Annotated in this window: 19 protein-coding genes; 12 read left to right on the top strand and 7 right to left on the bottom strand. The window is 36.7% G+C overall.

The window, feature by feature from the left end; genetic code table 11:
- Positions 1-141: 141 nt before the first annotated feature.
- The gene (locus AC07UM_RS23325; protein ID WP_494685142.1) at positions 142-2,409 is read right to left on the bottom strand and encodes an aconitate hydratase; all 2,268 of its coding nucleotides are present in this window, start codon (positions 2,407-2,409) and stop codon (positions 142-144) included.
- A 318-nt stretch (positions 2,410-2,727) separates the two neighbouring features.
- Entirely contained in the window at positions 2,728-5,511 is a 2,784-nt protein-coding gene (locus AC07UM_RS23320) for a bifunctional aconitate hydratase 2/2-methylisocitrate dehydratase (protein ID WP_494685141.1), read from the bottom strand.
- Between the two features lie 254 nt (positions 5,512-5,765).
- Here AC07UM_RS23320 and AC07UM_RS23315 point away from each other — a divergent pair, with 254 nt between their 5' ends.
- The 9 genes from AC07UM_RS23315 (at position 5,766) to AC07UM_RS23275 (ending at position 15,695) form a co-directional block, all read left to right on the top strand.
- Complete coding sequence (locus AC07UM_RS23315) at positions 5,766-6,590, top strand: WG repeat-containing protein (protein WP_494685140.1); 825 nt, start codon at positions 5,766-5,768, stop codon at positions 6,588-6,590.
- Between the two features lie 280 nt (positions 6,591-6,870).
- The gene (locus tag AC07UM_RS23310) at positions 6,871-8,988 is read left to right on the top strand and encodes a TonB-dependent receptor (RefSeq protein WP_494685139.1); all 2,118 of its coding nucleotides are present in this window, start codon (positions 6,871-6,873) and stop codon (positions 8,986-8,988) included.
- Between the two features lie 223 nt (positions 8,989-9,211).
- Positions 9,212-9,964, top strand: coding sequence for a hypothetical protein (locus AC07UM_RS23305; protein WP_494685138.1), 753 nt, complete (start codon positions 9,212-9,214; stop codon positions 9,962-9,964).
- Positions 9,952-10,494, top strand: coding sequence for an acyl-CoA thioesterase (locus AC07UM_RS23300; protein WP_034692538.1), 543 nt, complete (start codon positions 9,952-9,954; stop codon positions 10,492-10,494). The genes AC07UM_RS23305 and AC07UM_RS23300 overlap by 13 nt, the downstream gene beginning before the upstream one ends.
- 85 nt (positions 10,495-10,579) lie before the next feature.
- Positions 10,580-10,966, top strand: coding sequence for a GxxExxY protein (locus AC07UM_RS23295; protein ID WP_494685137.1), 387 nt, complete (start codon positions 10,580-10,582; stop codon positions 10,964-10,966).
- Between the two features lie 49 nt (positions 10,967-11,015).
- Positions 11,016-11,945 (top strand): 2-hydroxyacid dehydrogenase, encoded by a 930-nt coding sequence (locus AC07UM_RS23290; RefSeq protein WP_494685136.1) that lies wholly within the window; start codon positions 11,016-11,018, stop codon positions 11,943-11,945.
- A gap of 205 nt (positions 11,946-12,150) precedes the next feature.
- Positions 12,151-13,413: a serine hydrolase domain-containing protein gene (locus AC07UM_RS23285; RefSeq protein ID WP_103232645.1), complete on the top strand. Its 1,263-nt coding sequence runs from the start codon at positions 12,151-12,153 to the stop codon at positions 13,411-13,413.
- Between the two features lie 25 nt (positions 13,414-13,438).
- Positions 13,439-15,232, top strand: a complete 1,794-nt coding sequence (locus AC07UM_RS23280) for an Ig-like domain-containing domain (protein ID WP_494685135.1) — start codon at positions 13,439-13,441, stop codon at positions 15,230-15,232.
- A gap of 10 nt (positions 15,233-15,242) precedes the next feature.
- Entirely contained in the window at positions 15,243-15,695 is a 453-nt protein-coding gene (locus AC07UM_RS23275; RefSeq protein WP_494685134.1) for a heme-binding domain-containing protein, read from the top strand.
- 104 nt (positions 15,696-15,799) lie between these two features.
- Here AC07UM_RS23275 and AC07UM_RS23270 read toward each other — a convergent pair whose 3' ends face one another.
- The 5 genes from AC07UM_RS23270 to AC07UM_RS23250 all read right to left on the bottom strand — a co-directional run bounded on the left by AC07UM_RS23270 (position 15,800) and on the right by AC07UM_RS23250 (position 20,065).
- The gene (locus tag AC07UM_RS23270; RefSeq protein WP_494685133.1) at positions 15,800-16,312 is read right to left on the bottom strand and encodes an NUDIX hydrolase; all 513 of its coding nucleotides are present in this window, start codon (positions 16,310-16,312) and stop codon (positions 15,800-15,802) included.
- Entirely contained in the window at positions 16,309-17,223 is a 915-nt protein-coding gene (gene xerD / locus AC07UM_RS23265; protein ID WP_494685132.1) for a site-specific tyrosine recombinase XerD, read from the bottom strand. Before xerD ends, AC07UM_RS23270 begins: the two co-directional genes overlap by 4 nt.
- 6 nt (positions 17,224-17,229) lie before the next feature.
- The gene (locus AC07UM_RS23260) at positions 17,230-17,652 is read right to left on the bottom strand and encodes a deoxycytidylate deaminase (protein ID WP_076356921.1); all 423 of its coding nucleotides are present in this window, start codon (positions 17,650-17,652) and stop codon (positions 17,230-17,232) included.
- Between the two features lie 52 nt (positions 17,653-17,704).
- Complete coding sequence (locus tag AC07UM_RS23255; protein WP_494685131.1) at positions 17,705-18,472, bottom strand: enoyl-CoA hydratase/isomerase family protein; 768 nt, start codon at positions 18,470-18,472, stop codon at positions 17,705-17,707.
- Positions 18,473-18,577: 105 nt separating this feature from the next.
- Entirely contained in the window at positions 18,578-20,065 is a 1,488-nt protein-coding gene (locus tag AC07UM_RS23250) for a catalase (RefSeq protein WP_494685130.1), read from the bottom strand.
- Positions 20,066-20,199: 134 nt separating this feature from the next.
- Here AC07UM_RS23250 and AC07UM_RS23245 point away from each other — a divergent pair, with 134 nt between their 5' ends.
- From AC07UM_RS23245 to AC07UM_RS23235, 3 genes are all read left to right on the top strand, one after another.
- Positions 20,200-21,150, top strand: a complete 951-nt coding sequence (locus AC07UM_RS23245) for a LysR substrate-binding domain-containing protein (protein ID WP_103234933.1) — start codon at positions 20,200-20,202, stop codon at positions 21,148-21,150.
- A gap of 244 nt (positions 21,151-21,394) precedes the next feature.
- On the top strand, positions 21,395-22,675 hold the full coding sequence (gene metK, locus AC07UM_RS23240) for a methionine adenosyltransferase (protein ID WP_494685129.1): 1,281 nt from the start codon (positions 21,395-21,397) through the stop codon (positions 22,673-22,675).
- Positions 22,676-22,761: 86 nt separating this feature from the next.
- Positions 22,762-23,253, top strand: a complete 492-nt coding sequence (locus AC07UM_RS23235) for a hypothetical protein (RefSeq protein WP_124535749.1) — start codon at positions 22,762-22,764, stop codon at positions 23,251-23,253.
- Positions 23,254-23,409 lie beyond the last annotated feature (156 nt).

Genomic DNA, 23,409 nt, shown 5'->3' with positions numbered 1-23,409 from the left:
AAAGCCAGATGTATTTTATAATTTTAAAAGCGGACTAAAGTCCGCTCCTATTGAATTTATTAGCAGGAATTTTTGGTATGAAAATAAAAAAGACGACTTCCAATGAAGCCGTCTTTATATTAATTAATCTAACAATTAATTTTATTTTTCCTGCTGTTTGATCAGGTTCAGGGCAGAACCAGCCTTAAACCAATCAATCTGCTGATCGTTGTAAGTATGGTTGGCCATGATGATATCTTTAGTTCCGTCAGCATGAACGAATTCTAAAGTCAATTGCTTGCCTGGAGCAAACTGATCAAGATCTAAGAAGTTAACCGTGTCATCTTCCTTGATTTTGTCATAGTCAGCCTCATTAGCGAAAGTAATTCCCAACATCCCTTGTTTCTTAAGGTTGGTTTCGTGGATTCTCGCAAATGATTTTACCAATACAGCTTTCACACCAAGGTGTCTAGGCTCCATAGCTGCGTGCTCTCTTGAAGAACCTTCCCCATAGTTCTGGTCTCCTACAACGATAGTTGGAACGCCTGCTGCTTTGTAAGCTCTTTGTACAGCTGGAACTTCACCGTATTCACCGGTTAATTCGTTTTTAACTTTATTGGTTTCCATGTTGTAAGCATTTACAGCTCCGATCAACATGTTGTTTGATATATTGTCTAAGTGACCTCTGTACTTCAGCCATGGTCCAGCCATAGAGATATGGTCGGTTGTACATTTTCCAAAAGCTTTGATCAATACTTTAGCCCCTTCAATATTTTTACCATCCCAAGCAGGGAACTCTTCTAATAACTGAAGCCTGTCTGAGGTAGGGCTTACATTAACAACGATTTGGGAACCATCTTCTGATGGAGCCTGGTATCCGTTGTCATCTACTGCAAAACCTTTTGCAGGAAGTTCGAAACCTTTAGGTTCGTCCAGTTTTACCTGCTCACCAGCTTCGTTGGTTAAAGTATCCGTAATTGGGTTAAAGTCTAATCTACCTGAGATTGCCACAGCAGCTACCATTTCAGGAGATGCTACGAAGGCGTGAGTATTCGGGTTACCATCCGCTCTTTTGGCAAAGTTTCTGTTGAAAGAGTGAATAATAGAGTTTTTCTCTCCTTTTTCAGCACCTTCTCTGTCCCACTGTCCAATACATGGTCCACAAGCATTGGTAAAGATTCTTGCGTTTTCAAATTTTCTGAAAGAGTCTAAGAAACCGTCTCTTTCCGCAGTGAATTTCACCTGCTCAGAACCTGGGTTGATTCCTAGGATTGCTTTAGGTTTTACTCCTTTTGAAACCGCGTCCTCTACAATGGAAGCAGCTCTTGATAAATCTTCATAAGAAGAGTTAGTACAAGAACCGATAAGAGCCCACTCAACTTCTAGCGGCCATCCGTTAGCCTCAGCTTTAGCTTTGAATTCAGCAACTGGAGTTGCCAAGTCCGGAGTGAAAGGTCCGTTTAGGTGGGGAGTCAGTTCAGAAAGGTTGATTTCTATTAACTGGTCAAAATATTGTTCCGGGTTTGCGTATACTTCAGCATCCCCTGTTAAGTGTTCTGCAATAGTATCAGCGGCATTTACCACATCCTGTCTTCCTGTCGCAGCAAGATATCTTCTCATAGAATCATCGTATCCGAAAGTAGAAGTCGTAGCTCCGATCTCAGCACCCATATTACAGATAGTCCCTTTACCGGTTGCGGAAAGAGATTCTGCCCCTTCACCGAAATACTCTACGATACATCCTGTACCTCCTTTTACGGTAAGAATTCCTGCAACTTTTAAGATGACATCTTTTGCAGACGTCCATCCATTCATTTTACCGGTTAATTTTACCCCGATAAGTTTAGGCATTTTAAGCTCCCATGCCATTCCTGCCATTACATCTACTGCATCAGCACCTCCTACACCAATAGCAACCATTCCTAGTCCTCCTGCATTTACGGTGTGAGAGTCGGTACCAATCATCATTCCTCCCGGGAAAGCATAATTCTCCAAGACAACCTGGTGAATAATACCTGCCCCTGGTTTCCAGAATCCGATGCCGTATTTATCACATACTGAGCTTAAGAAGTTGAATACCTCAGAGTTTTTGTTAATACCTTCCTGTAAATCTTTATCAGCACCTACTTTCGCCTGGATCAGGTGATCCGCGTGTGCCGTTGAAGGAACAGCAACTTTAGTTTTTCCTGCCTGCATGAACTGTAAAAGTGCCATCTGCGCAGTGGCATCCTGCATTGCTACTCTGTCTGGTGCAAAGTCTACATAAGAGTTTCCTCTTTCATATTCTTGTGTAGCATTTCCTTCCCAAAGGTGGGTATAAAGGATTTTTTCTGAAAGGGTAAGAGGTTTTCCCACGATTTTTCTTGCCGCAGCAATTCTTTCCGGGTAACGCTCGTACACCTTTTTGATCATATCAATATCAAAAGTCATATCGTATTTTAGTTTTGTTCTTTTTCCGTTAATGCTTCTTTCTCTTATGCTGAGAAAGAAAAATCATTTTTTTATACATCAAAAAACGTTCCTATAATCCATAAATAGGGATGGTTTTGATTATAAAACCGAGAGATTTTATAACTTTCAATTTAAGAAAAAATAGATTCTATTTTCTCGGTTTTGTCGAAAAAAAAATGTATTTCTCTTAAAATAGAAACATTCTAAACAAAAAAATGAAAGATTTTAAATCCTAAAGGACTAAAATCTTTCATTTATATAACATTCAATAGTCTTGCGACTTATCAATTAATTCTGTTAGTGAGCGCTTGTACTTGTCAATTCTTTAATGGAAGGTACAAACGTTGTAAGGTCAATACCTTCAACAGCCGCTTTATATTCATCGATGCTAGGGATTCTTCCAATGATAGCAGAAAGAACAACTACCGGAGTCGAAGCAAGCAGAGATTCTCCTTTTTTACGTTCAGAATCTTCAACCACTCTTCCCTGGAAAAGACGCGTAGAAGTTGCCAATACAGTATCTCCTTTAGCTGCTTTTTCCTGGTTACCCATACAAAGGTTACATCCGGGACGCTCTAAGTACATTACGTTTTTGTATTCAACACGAGCTTCTCCTTTTGGAGTATTGTCATCAAATTCAAAAGCTGAATATTTCTCTAATACTTCCCAGTCTCCCTCTGCCTTTAGCTCGTCAATGATGTTATAAGTAGGTGCTGCTACTACAAGAGGAGCATTGAATTCTACTTTTCCTTGTTGCTTTTCAAGGTTTTTAAGCATTTGAGAAACAATCTTAAGGTCTCCTTTGTGAACCATACAAGATCCTACGAAACCAAGATCCACTTTTTTCTCACCTCCATAGTAAGAAAGATCTCTGATGGTATCGTGAGTATATCTCTTGGAAACATCTTCGTTGTTTACATCCGGGTCAGCAATCATAGGTTCTACGATGATGTCAAGATCTACAACTACTTCAGCATAATATTTAGCATTTGCATCCGGAGTTAACGCTGGTTTTTCGCCAGATCTTATTTCAGCAATTCTCTTGTCTGCCTTATCAATTAATCCTTGAAGAACCTGATTGTGGTTATCCATACCTTTATCAATCATAATCTGGATTCTGCTTTTTGCAATTTCCAATGATTCGATCAAAGTATTGTCTTCAGAAATGTTGATAGAAGCTTTTGCTTTCATCTCAGCTGTCCAGTCTGTAAATGTAAATGCCTGGTCAGCAGGCAGCGTTCCGATATGAACCTCAATAATCCTACCCTGGAATACGTTTTCACCTCCAAATTGCTTTAGCATCTGAGCTTGGGTTGCATGAACCACATCACGGAAATCCATGTGTTCTTTCATGTTTCCTTTGAAAGTTACTTTCACAGATTCAGGAATAGGCATAGAAGCTTCACCTGTAGCTAATGCAAGAGCAACGGTTCCTGAGTCAGCTCCGAAAGCTACTCCTTTCGACATTCTTGTGTGAGAGTCACCCCCAATAATAATCGCCCACTCATCTACCGTAATGTCGTTAAGAACTTTGTGGATTACGTCCGTCATCGCGTGGTATTCACCTTTAGGGTCACGGGCTGTAATCAAACCAAATTCATTCATGAACTTCATCAGTTTAGGAATATTAGCCTGAGCTTTTTTATCCCACACTGAAGCAGTGTGACATCCTGACTGATAAGCACCGTCAACAATTGGAGAGATCACTGTCGCAGCCATTGATTCAAGCTCCTGAGAAGTCATCAAACCTGTTGTATCCTGAGATCCAACAATATTTACCTGTACACGAACGTCTGAACCTGCGTGCAATACTTTTCCTGGAGTAGTTCCCACCGCATTTCTGTTGAAGATTTTTTCTACAGCAGTAAGTCCTTGTCCTTCGTGAGAAATTTCTTTTGATGGAGCAAATACTGTAGGAGCTTCAATTCCTAAAAGCTGAGCTGCAAATGTCTGTAGCTTCTTACCGAATACGATAGCGTAAGATCCACCTGCTTTGATGAATTCCATCTTTTGTGGTGTGAAAGACTTCGTAAGGTCGATAAGTTCTTTATCTCCGTTATATAATTTCTTTTCTTTTGTATTAATTGTTAAAACAGTTCCTGTAGCTACTGAATAAGCTTCTTCAAGAACTACATCCCCATTTTCGTTACGAATAGGGTTTCCGTTTTCGTCTACTTTCTTCACCCAGTTTTTAAGATCGATACCAATACCTCCGGTAACGTCAACTGTTGTAAGGAAAATTGGAGAAATACCATTGGTTCCTGCTACAATTGGAGCAATGTTTACAAAGGGTACGTATGGGCTTGCCTGCTTACCTGTCCAAAGAGCAACATTATTTACTCCCGACATTCTAGAAGAACCTACTCCCATTGTTCCTTTTTCTGCGATAAGCATTACGCTTGCATCAGGATGCTGTGCCTGTAAAGCTTTAATTTCTTCCTGAGCCTGAGGAGTAATCATACACTTACCGTGAAGTTCACGGTCAGAACGGGAGTGAGCCTGGTTACCCGGAGAAAGTAAATCGGTTGATATATCTCCTTCACCAGCTATAAAAGTAACTACTTTTATTTCTTCTGCAGCTTCTGGCAGTTTTGTAAAAAATTCAGCCTGTGCATAGCTTTCAAGAATTTCTTTTGCGATTTCATTACCGCTTTCGAATGCTTCTTTTAAACGGGTAGTGTCTGCCTCATAAAGGAAAACCTGTGTCTTAAGGACATTTGCTGCTTCTTTTGTAGTAGCAGGATTGTCACCTAAAGCCAGATCAAGCAATACTTCAATGGAAGGACCTCCTTTCATATGAGATAATAACTCAAATGCATAAGCAGGAGAGATTTCTTCTATTACGGATTCACCAAGGATGATTTCCTTTAAAAATTTAGCTTTTACCCCCGCAGCACTTGTCGTTCCAGGCAGTGTGTTGTAAATAAAAAAGTTAAGAGAATCTGCTCGATATTCGTTACCTGAATCTTTAATTTGCGAAATGATTTCGCTTAGTAATTCAGCACCATCGATTGGCTTTGGATGAAGCCCTTGGGTTTTTCTTTCTTCAATTTCTTTGATGTAATCCTTATAAATATTCATAATAGAAGTCTTTCAATATTAAAGGTAGATTAAAATATTTGTTTATAAGGTGACTTCTTTACCGGTTTGTATAAAAATACAATAATAACATTTTGATTTCTTGCATTTTAATGGGCAACATGAACCGGGGCTAAAGTCAAAATAATCTACGCTTTTTTAAAAGTTTTAAAATTATTAAACAATTCAAAATGTTCCCCAAAATTACGAAATTTTACTATTTTATCAGAATGAAATTATTTAGATTCTTTATAAATATGAATTTTATAATATCTATTTTTGGGCGTATTTTTGTAAACGATATGGTGAATATGAAAAATATCCTGAATGTTTTGTGCTTTTTTGTTTCGGTTTTCGTTTTCTCACAGGTCAAATCTGTGAAGAAAAAACCCGCGGGAAAGGGGACTAAGACCATGATGAAAAAAGGGATTACGACAAATAAACCCAATCCTGATTTGGTAATTATCAATAAAGATATCCCTGTTTTGATTCCTAAAAAGAAAGGGGTTAATTTTGGATATGTCAACCAGAACGGGAAATTCATCATTCAACCGGAATATCATATTGCTGTATTTTTTTATGAAGACTGCAATCTTTTGAACTCTCCCAATGAAAAAATCAGAAAATTTGGGACAAAAGACTATGCGACAGTAGAAAAAGAAATGATCTCTTACCGTGTAGATCAATCCGGAAAGAGAGTTTACCAGTTCAAAGAAGCAGATTTTGGAAAATGTAAATTCGAAGAATATAAACAGCAGTTATTTCAAGCCTATATTCTGAATGGCTTTTATGGAATCATTGAAAAGTCAAAGTTTGTCAATGCTGCCGATTACAGACAGTTTCAAATCTACCCTCAATATCAGTATTTGTTCATCCTTGAAGGGGATGATGTATCCAATCCAATGATTATCGCCTCCAATAATGATAAATTTGGAGTGATAGATGTTAATAATAAGGTCATCATTCCTTTTGAATACGCCAATATTAAAAGAAATTTCAGCTGGAAGCTGGGTAAAATGTTTGAAGTGACGAAAGATGGAGCAAATTACTACTACATTGATGCAAATAACAAAACCTACTAAGAAATTAATAACTCGTATTTTCCAGAATGTTTTTCTGTCTTAAAAACCTAATATCACGACCCTGACAGCCCGAATCTTATCGTTGATATCCATTCGCTCATATCTCATATATTTTTTGTAATTTTGCGGCTGAAATAAAGGGGTGCTTTAACAGGCTGAGATTATACCCAATGAACCTGGAACAGGTAATGCTGTTTAGGGACGTAGACTTATTAGAGGTCTAATCTGTATAATATCTTATCGATCCCCTTTTATTCATTAAATGTTAAAGATTTATAGAATGAAAGGATTATTTTTTTTAGGGCTTACTGTAGGCTCTGTAGCCTTTATACAGGCTCAACAAAAGGACTCCCTGAAAATCAGGGAAATTGAAGCGGTCAATTTTACCAAAAGACTTCCTGTTGCTAAGGAAATTATCAATGTTCAGAAAGATTTAGACGGAAAAAATTTGGGGCAGGATCTTCCTATTCTTTTAAAAAATCAAACTTCCATCATTTCCACTTCAGATGCGGGAAATGGAGTAGGATATACTGGTTTTAGAATTCGTGGCGTATCAGGATCAGCAATTAATGTAATGATGAACGGTGTTCCTTACAATGATTCTGAAAGCCAGGGAACGTTTTTCGTTAATGTTCCGGACTTAACAAGCTCTGCATCACAGATTGTTATTCAAAGAGGAGTAGGGACTTCCAATAATGGGGTTTCTGCCTTTGGGGCAAGTATCAATGTGATTTCAAGAGAGCCGGAAGAAAAGTTTTATTTTAAAACGGATGATAGCTACGGTTCTTTTAATACCTATAAATATTCAGCAGAGGCAGGTTCCGGGAAATTCTGGAAGAATCGTCTTTCTGTAATGGGAAGATATACCCGTATTCACTCTGATGGATATATAGACAGAGCTTCGTCAGATTTGCATTCTTATAATTTTACAGCTTTGTTTGAAGAGGGGAAAACCAAATTACGTTTAATGGCTTTTGGTGGAAAAGAAAAAACCTATCAGGCCTGGAACGGGATCAGTAGAGAAGTATGGGAAACAAATCCAAGATTCAATAATTCTGGGGCAATCAGGGATGTCAATGGGAACGTTACAGGTTTCTATGATAACGAAACAGATAACTACAGGCAGAATCATTATCAGTTGCTTTGGGAACAAAAATTTGATGACCGCTGGAACTTAGAAACTACTTTTCATTACACCAAAGGAAAAGGATATTACGAAAACTACAAACAGAGAAGTTCTTTCTCAAAATATAATCTGCCTGACATTATAGAGGGTGGACAAACTATTAAAAAATCAGATTTTATCAGAAAAAAATGGCTGAATAATGATTTTTATGGTGTTGTTTCAACGCTTTACGGTAAGTTTGAAAACCTTGATTTAAACTTTGGAGCAGTTGCCAATCAGTATTATGGAAGACACTACGGAAATGTTACCGGAGTGTTTTATCCGCAGATTGACGAAAGTGAATATTATAGAAATCGCTCTGTGAAGAATGAAGTTTCTGGTTTTGCTAAAGCATTGTTCAGAATGGAAAATTTTGAATTCTTCGGTGATGTGCAGCTTAGAAGCATCAATTATAATACTAAGATTTTAATGGCAGGAGATGGGGAAGGAGCTGATTTGGATAAAAACTGGCTGTTCTTTAATCCAAAAGCTGGGGTGAATTATAAAATCAATGGCGGAAAGATATTCTTATCCTATGCACATGCCCATAGAGAGCCGAACAGAGATGATATTATGGCCAACAATGATGTTAAGCCGGAAAAGCTTCATGATTTTGAAGCCGGCCTGGAAAAGCAGTTTGGATTTTTATCCTTAACAGCGAATGTCTATTATATGTACTATGTTAATCAATTGGTTTTGAATGGCCAACTTAATAATGTGGGAGCATTTATCAGAACCAATTCAGGAAAGAGTTACAGGAGAGGGGTTGAAATAGGGGCATTGGCAAAACTATCTAAACAATGGGAAGTTTCAGGAAATCTAACGTTAAGCCAGAACAGAAATCAGGATTTTAATATTGAAGTTGGAGATGCACCGGTAAGTCTGGGAAATACTCAGATTTCATTTTCTCCGAATATGATTGCTAATTTGGGCGTGAAATTTAATCCAACTCGAAATTTCCAGTTTGCTTTAATGAACCAATATGTAGGAAAACAATACATAGATAATACGGAAGATAAAAACTTAGAGCTTAAAGATTATTTCCTTACTGACTTTAATGCGCAGTACCAGTTTAAAATTGGTAACAATGATATTGCATTAAAATTGTTGGTGAATAACCTGTTCAATAAAAAATATGTGAACAATGGTTCTATTAATGATGAAGGGAATCCATTATACTTTTCACAGGCAGGAACTAATTTTATGTTCGGAATAAGCTGGAAAATTCAATAAACTGAAAGTTAGATGAGCAAGAAAGCAGAAAGGATATCAGAAAGTGCATTTATAATTTTGTCTTTTTACTCTTTTCATATTAATTGCTAAGCTTAAAAAAAGAAGTTTAAATAACAGTATTCCCATTTTAATATAGAATACTCAAAAGACTGTTTCGGCAGTCTTTTTTTATATCCGTTAAATATCTTAAAAAGTCATGAAAAAGTTATAAATTTGCTGCCAAATGAATATTTCAGCATACATTTTAGAATATTTAAAACAATTTGGAACTGCCACGGTTCCAGGCTTTGGGGTGTTTTCCCTGAAAAATTCTAAGGCAATTATCAATTCCGAAAATGGGAGTATCCTGCCTCCAGCCAGTCAGATTGAATTGACAATAGACTACGAAGTAAAGACTGAAGATCTTACTGTTTTTATTGCAGAACAAAAACAGATGTCCCTGGAAGCTTCCAGAAGTGACCTGAAAATTCAGACAGATTTTTGGAAGAAAAAACTTCAGGCCGAGCAGGTTCTTGAAATTCAAAATCTTGGAACGGTCTTCATTGAAGAAGGACATACCCATTTTAAAGGAAAAAGGATAGAAGCTGGACACCCGGACTTCTATGGATTGGAAGAAATTAGATTTTCAGATATCAACAATGGGGAAAAGGTAAATGCTTCAGTCAACCGCGAAAAAGATTTTAAGTTCAAGAAAACAATTCTATGGATTTTCCTTCTGATAATTCCGGTTCTGGGAATTGTATATCTGGCATTTACCCAACAGGAACTTCTTTTTGGGAAAAAATCTTTCAATAAGGTTTCTGTGCAGACTTCTACCCACAGAATTGTAAAAGATACCATTAAGATAATGGCTCATACCCCTGAAGCATCTGTTTCAGATTCTTTGAAAAAAGATTCACTTGTAAAACCTGCCGCAAAAGCAACACAATCTGCTCCGGCTGTTCCAAACAACACTAAGACTAAATGGCAAAAATAAAAAAAGCGTCAGAATCTCTGACTATTATGACTAATATCGTTCTGCCGAACGAAACCAATTCTTTAAGAAATCTTTTTGGTGGTGAGCTTTTAGCAAAAATGGACCGTTGTGCGTCTATTTCTGCAGCAAGACACTGCGAAAGAAGAGTAGTAACAGCCTCTGTAAACCACGTATCTTTCAATCATCCGATTCCGGAAGGAGGAGTAGTGGTGTTGGAATCCAAAGTTTCCAGAGCATTCTCTACTTCTATGGAAGTGTATGTAGATGTATGGTTGGATGATCCAATCAATCAGAAGAAAATTCATACCAATGCTGGTATTTATACTTTCGTGGCAGTAGATGAATTCAACCGTCCAATTCCTATTCCAGAAATGATTCCTGAAACAGAAGAGGAAAAAGAAAGATTTGCTGCGGCATTCCGTAGAAAAGAACTTTCATTGATTCTTTCCGGAAGAATGAAGCCTTTGGAATCTGTAGAGCTTAAAAAACTATTCCAGGAACCACAGGAGTCTAAGAAAGACAAGAAATAAGAATCTTGTAAACACAAAAAACACAAATGTTTGGCACGAATTTTCACAAATGGTTCCTGCCACATACAATGAAAAAATAATTAAAATGGATATTTCAGAAAATGATATATCAAAAATTGTTTATGAATCAGGATATTTGGTTCATAAAGTTTTAGGCCCGGGACTTTTGGAAAGTGCTTATGAAGAATGTCTGTTTTATGAATTAAATAAGCATGATCTTCTTGTAGAAAGGCAAAAGCCAATGCCATTAATCTACGATGAAGTAAAGTTGGATGTTGGTTATAGGCTTGACTTTCTGATTGAGAAAAAATTTGTGCTGGAAATAAAATCTGTGGAGTCATTACATGATATTCACCTAGCACAAATACTTACCTATCTCCGCTTAAGCCATTGTAAGCTTGGAATGTTGATTAACTTCAATACAATTCAATTTAAAAATGGTGTAAAAAGAGTTATTAATGGAATATTATAACTTGTGTTATTTGTGAAATCAATTTGTGTCATTTGTGTTTAAATTAAAAATGAAAATACTTCTTTTAGATAAAAATCATCCTCTTATTACCGAGCAGCTTTTGGCTCAAAATTTTATTTTGGAAGAGGATTTTACGTCGTCCTATGATGAGGTTTGTGATAAGATTGAGAATTACGACGGGATTATCATCAGAAGCCGTATTCCATTAGACAGAAACTTTCTGGAAAAAGGGAAGAACCTGAAGTTTATTGCAAGAGTAGGCGCCGGAATGGAAAACATTGATATTCCTGTTGCTGAAAAGCTGGGTATACAATTGATCAATTCTCCGGAAGGAAACAGAGATTCTGTGGCAGAACATGTGGTAGGAATGCTGCTTGTCATCATGAACAGACTTTTTATTGCTTCTCAGGAAGTGAAAAACGGCATCTGGAAACGTGAAGAAAACAGAGGAGATGAATTACTGGGAAAAACAGTAGGATTGATTGGATATGGAAATATGGGAAAAGCAACTGCTAAAAGACTTTCCGGATTCGGATGTAAGGTGATTTTCCATGATATACTTCCCGGTCTTTCAGACGAGTATGGTACACAGGTTTCTCTGGAAGAGCTGAAGCAGTCTGCAGAAGTTGTAAGCTTGCATATTCCTTTGACTTCGGAAACTCATTATCTTATTGATGAGACATTCATCGCAGAAATGAAAAACGACTTTTATTTTGTGAATACAGCAAGAGGAAAGAATGTGAAAACTAAAAGTTTAGTAGAAGCCTTGAAGTCAGGAAAAGTAAAAGGTACCTGTCTGGATGTATTGGAATACGAAAAATCTTCTTTCGAGAATATTGAAGTAGAAAATGAAGACTTAAAATACCTTCTCGAATCTGAAAAAGCAATTGTAACGCCGCATATCGCCGGCTGGACTCATCAGAGTAAAGAAAAGCTGGCTCAGTTTATTGTAGATAAAATTGTAGCTTCGTATTGCTAGACTTACAAGCTAAGAAAGCTGAGGAGGTTAATTGGTAAGTTTACTTATTGGCTTCCTTTGCCCTCTTTTTTATTTCACATTTTAGCCGTTTCACCTCTTCAAAATTTTACTTTTCCTCTTATTTATGTTAAATAATTCATAATGTCCCCCTCTTATTTATTATTTATTTTCGAGTTTTATTAAATTGCCGCTCATTTTGAATCTCATGACGACGCGTAATTTTATACTTATCCTAACTGTTCTTTTATCAATATTTTCCTGTAAAAAAAAGACTGAAGCTAAAGATGTTTCAGCTGAAAATACGACCAATCTTCCTAACTATGGAGATGTGGACCTCGGAAGTGTTTTCACAAAAGGTGATGGGCAGCTTTTGAATAGGCAGACAACAGTAAGTTATATAGATCAGTATTATAAGAAAATTTGGGAAGGAGGCGACCTTAGCGGTGGAATTCTTGTGGCCAAAGGAGATGAAATTCTCTATGAAAATTACAGAGGTTTCGGAAGAGAAGGAAACCAGATGCCGATTGATAAAAATACCCCTTTGCACGTAGCTTCAGTTTCAAAAACTTTGACGGCAATGGCAATGATGAAACTTGTAGAAGCCGGAAAAATAAAACTTACCGATCATCTTACCCAGTTTTTTCCAGGGTTCCCTTATCCGAATGTTACCGTTCAGACCCTGCTGGATCAAAGAAGCGGTCTTCCGAAATACGAATATTTTATTACTAAAATACAGCCCGCTCCGGCAGAAATATCCAAGCCGTTTATTACCAATCAGGATGTATTGAATATGATTATCAAATATAAACCTGACCTGGCGAGAGATACGGATACAGGATTTATGTATTGCAATACCAACTTTGCTTTATTGGCTTTATTGATTGAAAAAGTGACCAAAACTCCTTTTCCACAGGCCATGAAAGAAATGGTTTTCACTCCGTTGAAAATGACTCATACTTACATTTTCCAGGAAAAAGATATTCCTACAGCTTCACAGTCTTTTTATTATGGAGCAAACAAGCTTTATCCCTTGGACAGACTTGATCTTATTTATGGAGATAAAAATGTGTACACTACACCAAGAGACTTGTACAATTTCTCAAAAGCAATGTTTTCAAAAAACTTCCTGAAACCCGAATTGATGCAGATGGTATTTACGCCTTATAGCAATGAAAAGATGGGAATGAATAATTATGGACTGGGATTCAGAATGAAAATATTTGATAATGGAGAAAAACTGACTTATCACAATGGATGGTGGCATGGGACCAACTCGGTATTTGCCCACCTTTTAAAATCTAAAGTGACCATTGTTGCGATTGGAAACAAATATTCAAACAAAGTATATACAGCCCTTGCATTGTCCGGATTATTCGAAGATTTCCCTTTACAAAAGGAGAAGCTTCATACAGTTATGAACGACAATAAAGATACTTTGAATTCCGGACAGGAAGTTTTTGGAGAATAATGTTTACTTTTGCTTAAACATTTTCATGAAAAGGTTTCTTTTATTATTCGTTATCTGTTTTCTTGTACACTCATGTGCAAGAGTAGGGTCTCCTGTCGGAGGGCCTAAAGATACTCTAGCACCAAGGTTTTTAAGTGCAAACATTGATACCACAAGAATTAATGTTAAAAAAGATATTCACGAACTCCGCCTGGATTTTGATGAGTATGTGACATTGAAGGATATCAATAAAAATCTGATTATTTCGCCGCCTATTAAAAATATAACAAGGATTCTTCCTTCCAATATTGCTAATAAATTTGTACTGATCCAATGGACAGATACGCTTCAGGCCAATACGACTTATAATTTCAATTTCGGAAATTCAATTGTAGATAATAACGAGTCGAACATATTGAGGTATTTCAATTTTGCTTTTTCTACAGGAGATAAACTGGATGATCTTTATATCAGTGGTGAGGTAAGTGACGCTTTTGATATCAAAAAGAAGACAACAACTGAAAATAAACTGGTAGTTGGATTGTATCAGGTAAAAGATACGATGGATTACAAGAAAAAGCCTTACTATATTACCAAGGTAGATGAAGATGGATATTATGAATTAAATTATCTGACCCCTGGAAAGTATAAAATTATAGCTTTTGATGATGAGAACGGAAATTCAATGTATGATCCTGGAAAAGAAAAGGTTGGGTTTCAGAAAGATCCTGTAGATGTTGAAAAGTCTATTTCTGGGTTAAAATTAAAGGTATATCCTTCCAAAAAGGCTGTGAAGTATTCAGAAATGAAAGAAATTGCAGGGGGTATTTTAATGACATTTGAAGGTCATCCTGATGAAGTAAAAGTTCAGTCATTGAATGAAAAATTGAAGGATATCAAAATAATGCACAATCCAAAATCCGACTCTGTAAGAATATGGTTTGATGCGGTAAAAGATGATGTGGGGCAGACAGCCAACGAAAAACTCACATTTACTCATAATAAAGGGGTGAAAAAAGATAGTGCCTACAGCGTATCTTTATTTTACAAATACAATAAGAAAAATGCGATGGATGTCTTTAGTGATAACGACGGAACTTCATTGGCTCCAAAAGCAGACTTAAAAATTGCATCAAACTATATCGTAGATAAAATTGATCCTTCAAAGTGGACATTAAAAATTAAAGGTGACAGCTTAACAACGTTACCATTCACCGCTAAAATTTCAGAAACTAACCCTTACCAGATTCATGTTCAATCGGATTTTGTGATGGGAAAAAGCTATGAACTTACTGTTCCTAAGGAAACTGTATCTTCATTCTACGCAAAAAATACCCAATCAAAACGTTTTGATTTTGATATTGCTAAAGTAGATCAGTTTGGAAGTGTTGAATTCTCTATTCAGAATGCGCCGGCCACCAGTTACTGGATCCAGCTGGTAGATTCTTCCGATAAAATAGCGTATCAGAAATACTTAAAAGGAAATAATGTAAAATTTGATATTCTGAAGCCAGGAGAATACATTGTAAGAATACTGGTTGATAACAATGAAAACAAGTATTGGGATGAAGCCGATTTTGCGAATGATATTTTCGCCGAAGATGCCTATATTTTCTATAAAAAATTAGTTGTCAGAGGATTGTGGGAAACAAGAGAAGATTGGGATTTGAAGGATGCCAGAACTCTTGATAGTCCTAAAGGAACATCAACCAATTCAGCACCGTCTTCAACTTCAACTTCAGTACCAGAAACTTCTGTACCTGCTGCACCTACTGAAGTGAAGCAACCGCTGAAAAAAGAATTTAAATCCGGTAATGCCGTTCTAACTCCGGCAAAGTAAGCAGAAAAAGATGGCTAAGAAAATCATATTTTGGATATTAGTGGGCTTTGCCCTTATTCAGTTTGTTCCTATTGACAGGACTAATCAGCCTGTTGATTCTGCCAAGAACTTCGTTGTTGCAAAGAAAACCCCCGAAAAGATAGCAACACTGCTTAAAAATGCATGTTATGACTGTCATTCCAATGAAACAGTCTATCCGAAATATGCTTTTATTGCCCCCGTATCATGGTCTGTAAAAAGCCATGTGAATGAAGGCCGGGAGCATATTAATTTTTCTACCTGGGAAACATATAATAAGGATTTAAAGGAGAGTATGCTTACTAAGATTGTTCAGACTATCCAAAACAAGACAATGCCAATGCCTGGATATATTGTCTATCATAAAGAAGCCAACCTTTCAGAGGCGGAAAGAGCATTGCTGATTCAGTATTTTGAAGAAATGCTGAAGAATAAAACCTATTAATTTACATCATAAAAAAACTCTCGCAGATTTTGCCGATCCAGCAGGGGATTGTGTTTTCCAATCTGCTCAATTTGCAAAATCTACGAGAGAATATATTACAAAAATTATTTCTTTAAATACCCCTCAAAAAATCTCTTCTGAGAATCAAAAGCAATATCTTCAAGATTAAGATCCTGTAAAGGAATCCAAACCGCTTCTGAGATCTCTGAGAGTTCAAGATTTACCTGAAACTTTTCCGAAACAGTATACTCATAAAAGAGATCGATTGTATTGTAGTCAATTTCTTTGTATTGATAAATATTCGGAAGGCTGGTAAGGTATTTCAGGGTTGAAATATCAATATCAAGCTGAAGTTCTTCAAAAAGCTCTCTTTTACAGGTTTCTTCTGCACTTTCTTTAGGGTCAACAAATCCTCCGGCAAGATCAAGTTTCCCCTTCTTAGGGTCTCTGTTTCTTCTGGTAAGATAAATTTCATCACCACATTTGATGACAACCGCTACAGCGCCTGCCACGTTGTTATACAGGGTAAAACCACATTCCGGACAACTCCATTTTTTTTCGCCGTCCCAATGTAGAGTCTCTTTGCCACAGCTTGGACAATATTTCAATAGTTTCATTGAGCAATATTAATATTTCTCGGGTGATAACTTAAAATAACATCCCTTAATTCTTCGGTTTTCAGATGCGTATAGATTTCTGTTGTGGTAATACTGGAGTGTCCCAGCATTTCCTGAATATAACGTAAATCTGCCCCATTCTGTAATAAATGAGTGGCAAAAGAATGTCTGAAGGTGTGTGGAGATATTTTTTTGTTAACCCCAGCTTTATCTGTAAGTTCTTTAATAATAAGAAATACGATTACTCTGGACATCGATGTTCCACGGCTGTTCAAAAACAGAGTGTCTTCATATTTCTTGTTGATCTTACCTTTTGAACGTACCTCTTTGATATAATTTTCAAGCAAATCAGCGGTATAATCGGCCAAAGGAACAAAACGGGTTTTGTTTCCTTTTCCGTGTACCTTGATATATTGCTCTTTAAAGTTGATATTGGAGATCTTCAGATCAATCAGTTCGGAAACACGAAGCCCGCAGCCATATAGAACCTCTATAATGGAGTGGTTTCTTTTTCCGAGATCGGTATTCATCTCAATAGCAGCAATAATTTTGTTGATGTCAGTAAGGCTTAAGGTATCAGGTAGATATAGTCCCAATTTAGGACCTTCAAGTAGCGTTGCAGGATTGTCTTCTCGATACTCATCCTCCAGCAGAAATTTGAAAAATGCTTTGATGGAAGATATCCATCTTGCTTGCGATCTCTCACTGAATTTCTGTTTGGAAAGATTGAAAATGTATTCCTGCAGGTTCTCGTAATCGATTGAATCTGGACCGACGTTTGCCAGATCTTCTTCTGCGTAATCTTTTAATTTCTTAATGTCCCGAACATAGGCGTCGAGTGTGTTTTCTGAAAAATTTCTTTCGAAACGAAGAAATATTTCAAAATCTTTGATCTTTTCATCCCAAGTCATTTGTGCTTATTTTTTTAGTTCACAGTCCGATATTTGTTCTATTTCAATGTTATGGTTCCTCAGGAACGATATTCCATCGTCATCCGAATACTCATTAATATACACCAGTCTTGCAATTCCTGCCTGCAGAATAAGTTTACTACATTCTTTGCAGGGAGACAGCGTCAGATATAACGTTGCCCCTTTTGCAGATTGAGTAGAAGCGGCCAGCTTTAATATAGCGTTCGCTTCAGCATGCAATACGTACCAGTGTGTTTTCCCTTCTCCATCTTCACAGCAGTTTTCGAATCCCGAGGGAGTCCCGTTGTAACCATCTGAAATAATCATCCTATCTTTTACGATAAGAGCTCCCACCTGTTTTCTCTTACAGTAGGAGAGTTTTGCCCATTCCTGAGCCATTTTTAGATAAGCTTTATCAAACTTATTCATACCGCAGCATTGTTTTTTTTCGAAATAATTTGGATTAAAATCTTTTGAAAGATTAAAAGTTAGGCTTTCTCTTCTCTAGAAACGCAGTAACTCCTTCTTTCTTATCTTCCATTTCAAAAAGTTCTCCAAAATATTTAATTTCAGTTTCAAAACCTTTATCCGTATCAGATAAATTTACGGCATTTATTGCCTTAGATATTGCCATTGGTGAATTGTAGGCAATGGTGTTTGCTAATTCTTTCGTTTTTGTTAATAATTCTTCGATAGAGTATACTTCGTTTACCAGTCCGATTTCCTTTGCTTTTTGAGCAGGAATCATTTTGGCAGAGAAGATCATTTCGTTGGCAATACCTTTTCCGACAAGCTTTGGAAGCCTCTGTGTTCCTCCATATCCCGGAATTAATCCCAGCGTTACTTCAGGAAGCCCCAGTCTGGCGTTTTCCGATGCATATCTGATGTGGCATGCCATGGCAAGCTCTAAACCTCCCCCTAATGCAAATCCGTTTACGGCTGCAATGACAGGTTTGGACATGTTTTCAATTTTATTGAACAATGTATTTTGTCCGTTTCTCGCTAATTCTTCAGCTTTTTCCTGTCCGAAATTACTGAATTCCTTGATGTCAGCTCCGGCAACGAAGGATTTTTCTCCACTTCCGGTAAGAATAATTACCCTGCAGGAAGTATCAGCATTAAGCTCATCCATTGCGGCACTGATTTCCTGGATTGTTTTTGCATTTAAAGCATTTAAACTTTCAGGTCTATTTATGGTAATAATAGATAATTTATCTTCTTTTTTTAATAATATATTTTCGTAACTCATTTTTCCACTTTAAAATATCATCCTTTGCAAATTATGAATTTTTTACAAAAAAAAGGAAAAAAAATAAGATTTTTTTCCTTTTTTTTTATTTATTGTTCAATATGATTATTTGGAATGATTCATCATATTTGCATCAATATTGACGTTTAGTTGAGAAGCTACTTTCATGCCAAGCTCAATATTGGCACGGAAAAAATGACATAATTGTCGGTTAATGATCTCATCTTTTTTTGGCCCGCTGATTCCCTTCATACTGCCTATGATATTTTTGATCAGATGATCTCTGTCTTCTGCATTCATTGCTTTTGAATAAAGAAGTCCCGGCTGAGTATAATGATCACTGTCGTTATCATTTCTGTTATAGCTTGCAACATGAGCACTATCCAGCTCATACTCGAAGTTTTTATAATTAGAATCCGCTTGGATGTCATCAAAGCTGTTAGGATGGTAATTAGGCTTATCCTGATATTGGCTTGAATCTGCCATATAGCCGTCTCTCTGGTAATTGTTGACTGCAAAAGGACATCTGTTTACTTCCAGCTGGTGCGAGTTCACTCCAACTCTGTATCGGTGTGCATCAGGATAAGAGAATAATCTTCCCTGCAGCATTTTGTCTGGTGAGAAGCTGATTCCGTTAATCAGGCTGCTGGGTGAGAAAGTAGATTGCTCCACATGGGCAAAATAATTAACAGGAACTTCATTAAGCTCCATTTCTCCTACTTCGATCAAAGGGAAATCATCATGGAACCATACTTTTGTCACATCAAAAGGATTCCATCTAAAATCTTTTGCCTGTTCCTCAGTCATTACCTGAATATACATCGTCCATTTTGGGAAATCTCCATTTTCAATAGCATTGCACAGATCTTCCTGTGCAAAGTCCGGATTTTCACCCGCCATTTTTCCCGCCTCTTCATCTGTGAAATTTTTTACTCCCTGTTTTGTTTTGAAGTGGAATTTCACCCATACTCTTTCATTTTTATCATTGATCATAGAGAAAGTATGAGATCCGAAGCCATGCATATGTCGGTATCCGTAAGGTGTACCTCTGTCTGACATTAATATAAGGACCTGATGAAGAGATTCAGGATTTAAACTCCAGAAATCCCACATCATGGTGGCGCTTTTCAAATTGGTTTTTGGAAGTCTTTTCTGAGTATGAATAAAGTCCGGGAATTTTTTTGCATCCTTAATAAAGAATACCGGCGTATTATTTCCTACAAGATCCCAGTTTCCATCTTCTGTATAAAATTTTAAGGCAAATCCTCGTGGGTCTCTTGCGGTATCTGCGCTTCCTTTTTCTCCTCCTACAGTAGAAAACCGGGCAAACATTCTGCATGAATTTCCAACTTGTGAGAACAGTTTTGCTTTCGTGTACTGGCTGATATCATGAGTTACGGTAAAAGTTCCGTATGCTCCGCTTCCTTTGGCATGCACAATCCTTTCAGGAATTCTTTCCCTAACGAAATGGGCAAGATTTTCCTGAAGAATAAAATCTTGCAGCAATACCGGGCCTCTTGGTCCTACCGTCTGTGAATCCTGATGCTCAAAATAAGGCGTGCCGTTACTTAACGTTAATTTTTTAGAATCCATATCATTGATGATTTGTATAAATGTTTTTTGTTTTTCTAAATCCGAGTGTAAAGGTAATGAATGTCAAATTTACTTGAATTTTTAATTGCTAATAGCAAAAACGTTATATCTTTGTAATAGATAATATTAATCAAATGAACATTCAGCAACTGGAGTATCTTATCGCTGTTGATAAGTATAAACATTTTGGTAAAGCCGCTCAGGCGTGTTTTATTACCCAACCTACGTTAAGTGCCATGATACAGAAATTTGAGGATGAACTGGATGTGAAGGTTTTCGACAGAACTACCCACCCGATTCGTACTACAGATGTAGGGCTGCAGATTATTGATCAGGCTAAGGTTATTATAGAATCTGTCAATGAGCTGAAAAACAAAGCCAATCTTTTGAATAATATTCTTGGGGGAACCATCAACCTGGGAATCATTCCTACTGTTTCATCTTTTATTCTGCCTACGGAAATCTTCAAATTCCTTGAGGACAATCCAAAGATCCAGATGAATGTAAAAGAAATGACTACTGATAATATTATTAAAGCGTTGAAAGCCGGAGAACTGGATGCGGGAATTATCTCTACTCCTTATGATACGGCGGATGAGTTTTATCAGGATTTCTTATTCAATGAAGAACTGATGATCTACAGCTCCAATACTGAAGCCAATAAAAAGAATTCTTATATCATTCCTGAAGATCTGAATGTAGAAAAGGTATGGCTCCTTGAAGAAGGAAACTGCCTTAGAAATCAGTTTGAGAATATCTGTCATCTGAAAGAAAATACACTGAAACCTAAAAATTTAGACTTCCTGGCTTCTAATATCCAGACTTTGGTCCATATGGTAGATAAAGTAGGGGGAATCAGCATCCTGCCTGAACTGGCGTTGAGCCAGCTTTCTGAAGAGCAGAAGAAAAATGTCTTCAGATTTAAAAAGCCTTTCCCATACAGAGAAATCAGTATTATTTACTACAAGCCTACCTTTAAGCAAAAAATTATTGATGAATTGTCACATTCTATCAAAACTGCTTTGGAACTTAAACTGAATTATCATGCAAGTCCTAAAGAATTTGTAAGCATAAAGCCGCAGTAGTGAAAATGCTTTAAAGTGATAGAAATCATTAATTTAAATAATATCATAATTAATAAACAAAATTTTTGAGTATTACGAAAATAGTACTTAACTTTGCTGACGTTTATTACGAGGAAAAATTTGACCTGATTGCAACCTCTATAAAAAAATGCTAAAACAGTATAGTATTCTTTTTTCTGGGCAATTTTATTTCATATTTTTCTACAAAATTATTTTTTTAAATCTTTAAAAACAAAAGAATTATATGTCTTATTTATTTACATCTGAATCAGTTTCAGAAGGACATCCGGATAAAATCGCCGATCAAATTTCCGATGCACTTATCGATCATTTTTTAGCATACGATAAAAATTCTAAAGTAGCATGTGAAACTCTTGTGACTACCGGACAGGTGGTATTGGCAGGAGAAGTAAAATCCGATGCTTACCTTGATGTACAGACGATTGCCAGAGAAGTAATCAATGGAATAGGGTATACAAAAGGAGAATATATGTTCAATGGAGATTCATGTGGAGTTATTTCCGCAATCCATGAGCAGTCACCTGATATCAACCAGGGAGTTGACAGAGCAGTAAGTGACGAGTCTTTCGAAGCTAAAGCAAATGCACAGGGAGCTGGAGATCAGGGAATGATGTTCGGGTATGCTACCAATGAAACGGCAAACTATATGCCTCTTGCATTGGATCTTGCCCATACCATCCTTAAAGAGCTTTCTGCAATCAGAAGAGAAAATAAGGAAATCACTTATCTTCGTCCGGATGCAAAGAGTCAGGTAACGATTGAGTATTCTGATGATCACAAACCTGTTAGAATTGATTCTATCGTGGTTTCTACTCAGCATGATGACTTCGGAAATGAAGAAGAAATGCTGAACAAGATCCGTGAAGACATTAAAAATATTTTGGTTCCTAGAGTAGTGGCACAACAAACTGAGGAAATCAAGGCTTTATTCAACGACCAGATCAAATATCACATCAATCCTACAGGTAAATTCGTCATTGGAGGACCTCACGGAGATACTGGTCTTACGGGTAGAAAAATCATTGTTGATACTTATGGAGGTAAAGGAGCTCACGGTGGTGGTGCTTTCTCTGGAAAAGATCCTTCTAAAGTAGACAGAAGCGCTGCTTATGCTACAAGACATATTGCTAAAAACTTAGTGGCGGCAGGAATTGCTGATGAAGTTTTGGTACAGGTTTCTTATGCGATTGGTGTAGCTGAGCCTTGTGGTTTATACATCAACACTTACGGAACGGCAAAAGTAGATCTTCACGATGGTGATATCGCTAAAAAAGTTTCTACAATTTTCGATTTAAGACCTTATGCTATCGAGCAGAACTTAAAATTAAGAAATCCTATTTATCAGGAAACAGCTTCTTACGGACATATGGGTAAAGAGCACTATGTAGCTGATAAAACGTTCAATAAAGGACATAAAAAAGAACTTACATTGAAAGGTCTTGAGTTCTTTACTTGGGAAAAACTAGACAAAGTAGAGGAGATTAAAACCGCTTTCGGAATTTAATTTTCCCTTTAGAGAATAATAAATAAGCTGCTTTATCTTTGGGTAAGGCAGTTTTTTTTAATTTTACACCTTAATAATATAGAAAGATGATGAATTTTCGAACTGTAATTGCTGTTCTATCCCTATTTTTGCTAAGTACCCTGGTAAAAGCACAATACACCATGCATAAGATGATCAGTGTGGGATATACTTACCAGAATCAAAGTTTTGGTGAAGTAGGAGGTAAATTGCTTTTCCTTAAAAATGATGATGTGATTTACAGATTAGGAGGATCTGCCATGATGGGAGTTGCAGACTCTAAGTTTGCGATTATGCCCAAACTACAAGCTGACATTCTCCTTAATTTTGCAAAAAATGTAGACTTTTATCACTCCTATTACTTTTTAGCAGGTGCTGAAGGAACCAATAAATACATTGCTCCCAAGATAGGAGTGACCCTATTCGGGATGCTGGACCTTACAGGAGGCTATGCTTTTCCTATCGGAGATGCCCGATTGAACGGAAAAGAAATGAAAGGATTAAATATTAATTTTACATTAAATATCCCTACTGTATTCATTCATGACATGTTTAAGTGATTTTTATTAAATTTTTCTTTTGAAAATTTAATAATAGGTTAACAGTTATTAAAAAATTATTATATTTACATCATAATAATTGTACTACCGCCTATAGAAGAGACTCTACTCTACAACTGTTTTGTTTATACAGCAAAGGCCAGATAAAATATCTGG

The organism is Chryseobacterium sp. GW821-FHT04C04 (assembly GCF_059420365.1).
This window is presented reverse-complemented; position numbering and strand designations above follow the sequence as displayed.

Excerpts from the sequence above, each read along its gene's own strand:
- AC07UM_RS23325 (WP_494685142.1), bottom strand. The coding sequence starts at position 2,409 with ATGACTTTTGATATTGATATGATCAAAAAGGTGTACGAGCGTTACCCG.
- AC07UM_RS23320 (WP_494685141.1), bottom strand. The coding sequence starts at position 5,511 with ATGAATATTTATAAGGATTACATCAAAGAAATTGAAGAAAGAAAAACC.
- AC07UM_RS23315 (WP_494685140.1), top strand. The coding sequence starts at position 5,766 with ATGAATTTTATAATATCTATTTTTGGGCGTATTTTTGTAAACGATATG.
- AC07UM_RS23310 (WP_494685139.1), top strand. The coding sequence starts at position 6,871 with ATGAAAGGATTATTTTTTTTAGGGCTTACTGTAGGCTCTGTAGCCTTT.
- AC07UM_RS23305 (WP_494685138.1), top strand. The coding sequence starts at position 9,212 with ATGAATATTTCAGCATACATTTTAGAATATTTAAAACAATTTGGAACT.
- AC07UM_RS23300 (WP_034692538.1), top strand. The coding sequence starts at position 9,952 with ATGGCAAAAATAAAAAAAGCGTCAGAATCTCTGACTATTATGACTAAT.
- AC07UM_RS23295 (WP_494685137.1), top strand. The coding sequence starts at position 10,580 with ATGGATATTTCAGAAAATGATATATCAAAAATTGTTTATGAATCAGGA.
- AC07UM_RS23290 (WP_494685136.1), top strand. The coding sequence starts at position 11,016 with ATGAAAATACTTCTTTTAGATAAAAATCATCCTCTTATTACCGAGCAG.
- AC07UM_RS23285 (WP_103232645.1), top strand. The coding sequence starts at position 12,151 with ATGACGACGCGTAATTTTATACTTATCCTAACTGTTCTTTTATCAATA.
- AC07UM_RS23280 (WP_494685135.1), top strand. The coding sequence starts at position 13,439 with ATGAAAAGGTTTCTTTTATTATTCGTTATCTGTTTTCTTGTACACTCA.
- AC07UM_RS23275 (WP_494685134.1), top strand. The coding sequence starts at position 15,243 with ATGGCTAAGAAAATCATATTTTGGATATTAGTGGGCTTTGCCCTTATT.
- AC07UM_RS23270 (WP_494685133.1), bottom strand. The coding sequence starts at position 16,312 with ATGAAACTATTGAAATATTGTCCAAGCTGTGGCAAAGAGACTCTACAT.
- xerD (WP_494685132.1), bottom strand. The coding sequence starts at position 17,223 with ATGACTTGGGATGAAAAGATCAAAGATTTTGAAATATTTCTTCGTTTC.
- AC07UM_RS23260 (WP_076356921.1), bottom strand. The coding sequence starts at position 17,652 with ATGAATAAGTTTGATAAAGCTTATCTAAAAATGGCTCAGGAATGGGCA.
- AC07UM_RS23255 (WP_494685131.1), bottom strand. The coding sequence starts at position 18,472 with ATGAGTTACGAAAATATATTATTAAAAAAAGAAGATAAATTATCTATT.
- AC07UM_RS23250 (WP_494685130.1), bottom strand. The coding sequence starts at position 20,065 with ATGGATTCTAAAAAATTAACGTTAAGTAACGGCACGCCTTATTTTGAG.
- AC07UM_RS23245 (WP_103234933.1), top strand. The coding sequence starts at position 20,200 with ATGAACATTCAGCAACTGGAGTATCTTATCGCTGTTGATAAGTATAAA.
- metK (WP_494685129.1), top strand. The coding sequence starts at position 21,395 with ATGTCTTATTTATTTACATCTGAATCAGTTTCAGAAGGACATCCGGAT.
- AC07UM_RS23235 (WP_124535749.1), top strand. The coding sequence starts at position 22,762 with ATGATGAATTTTCGAACTGTAATTGCTGTTCTATCCCTATTTTTGCTA.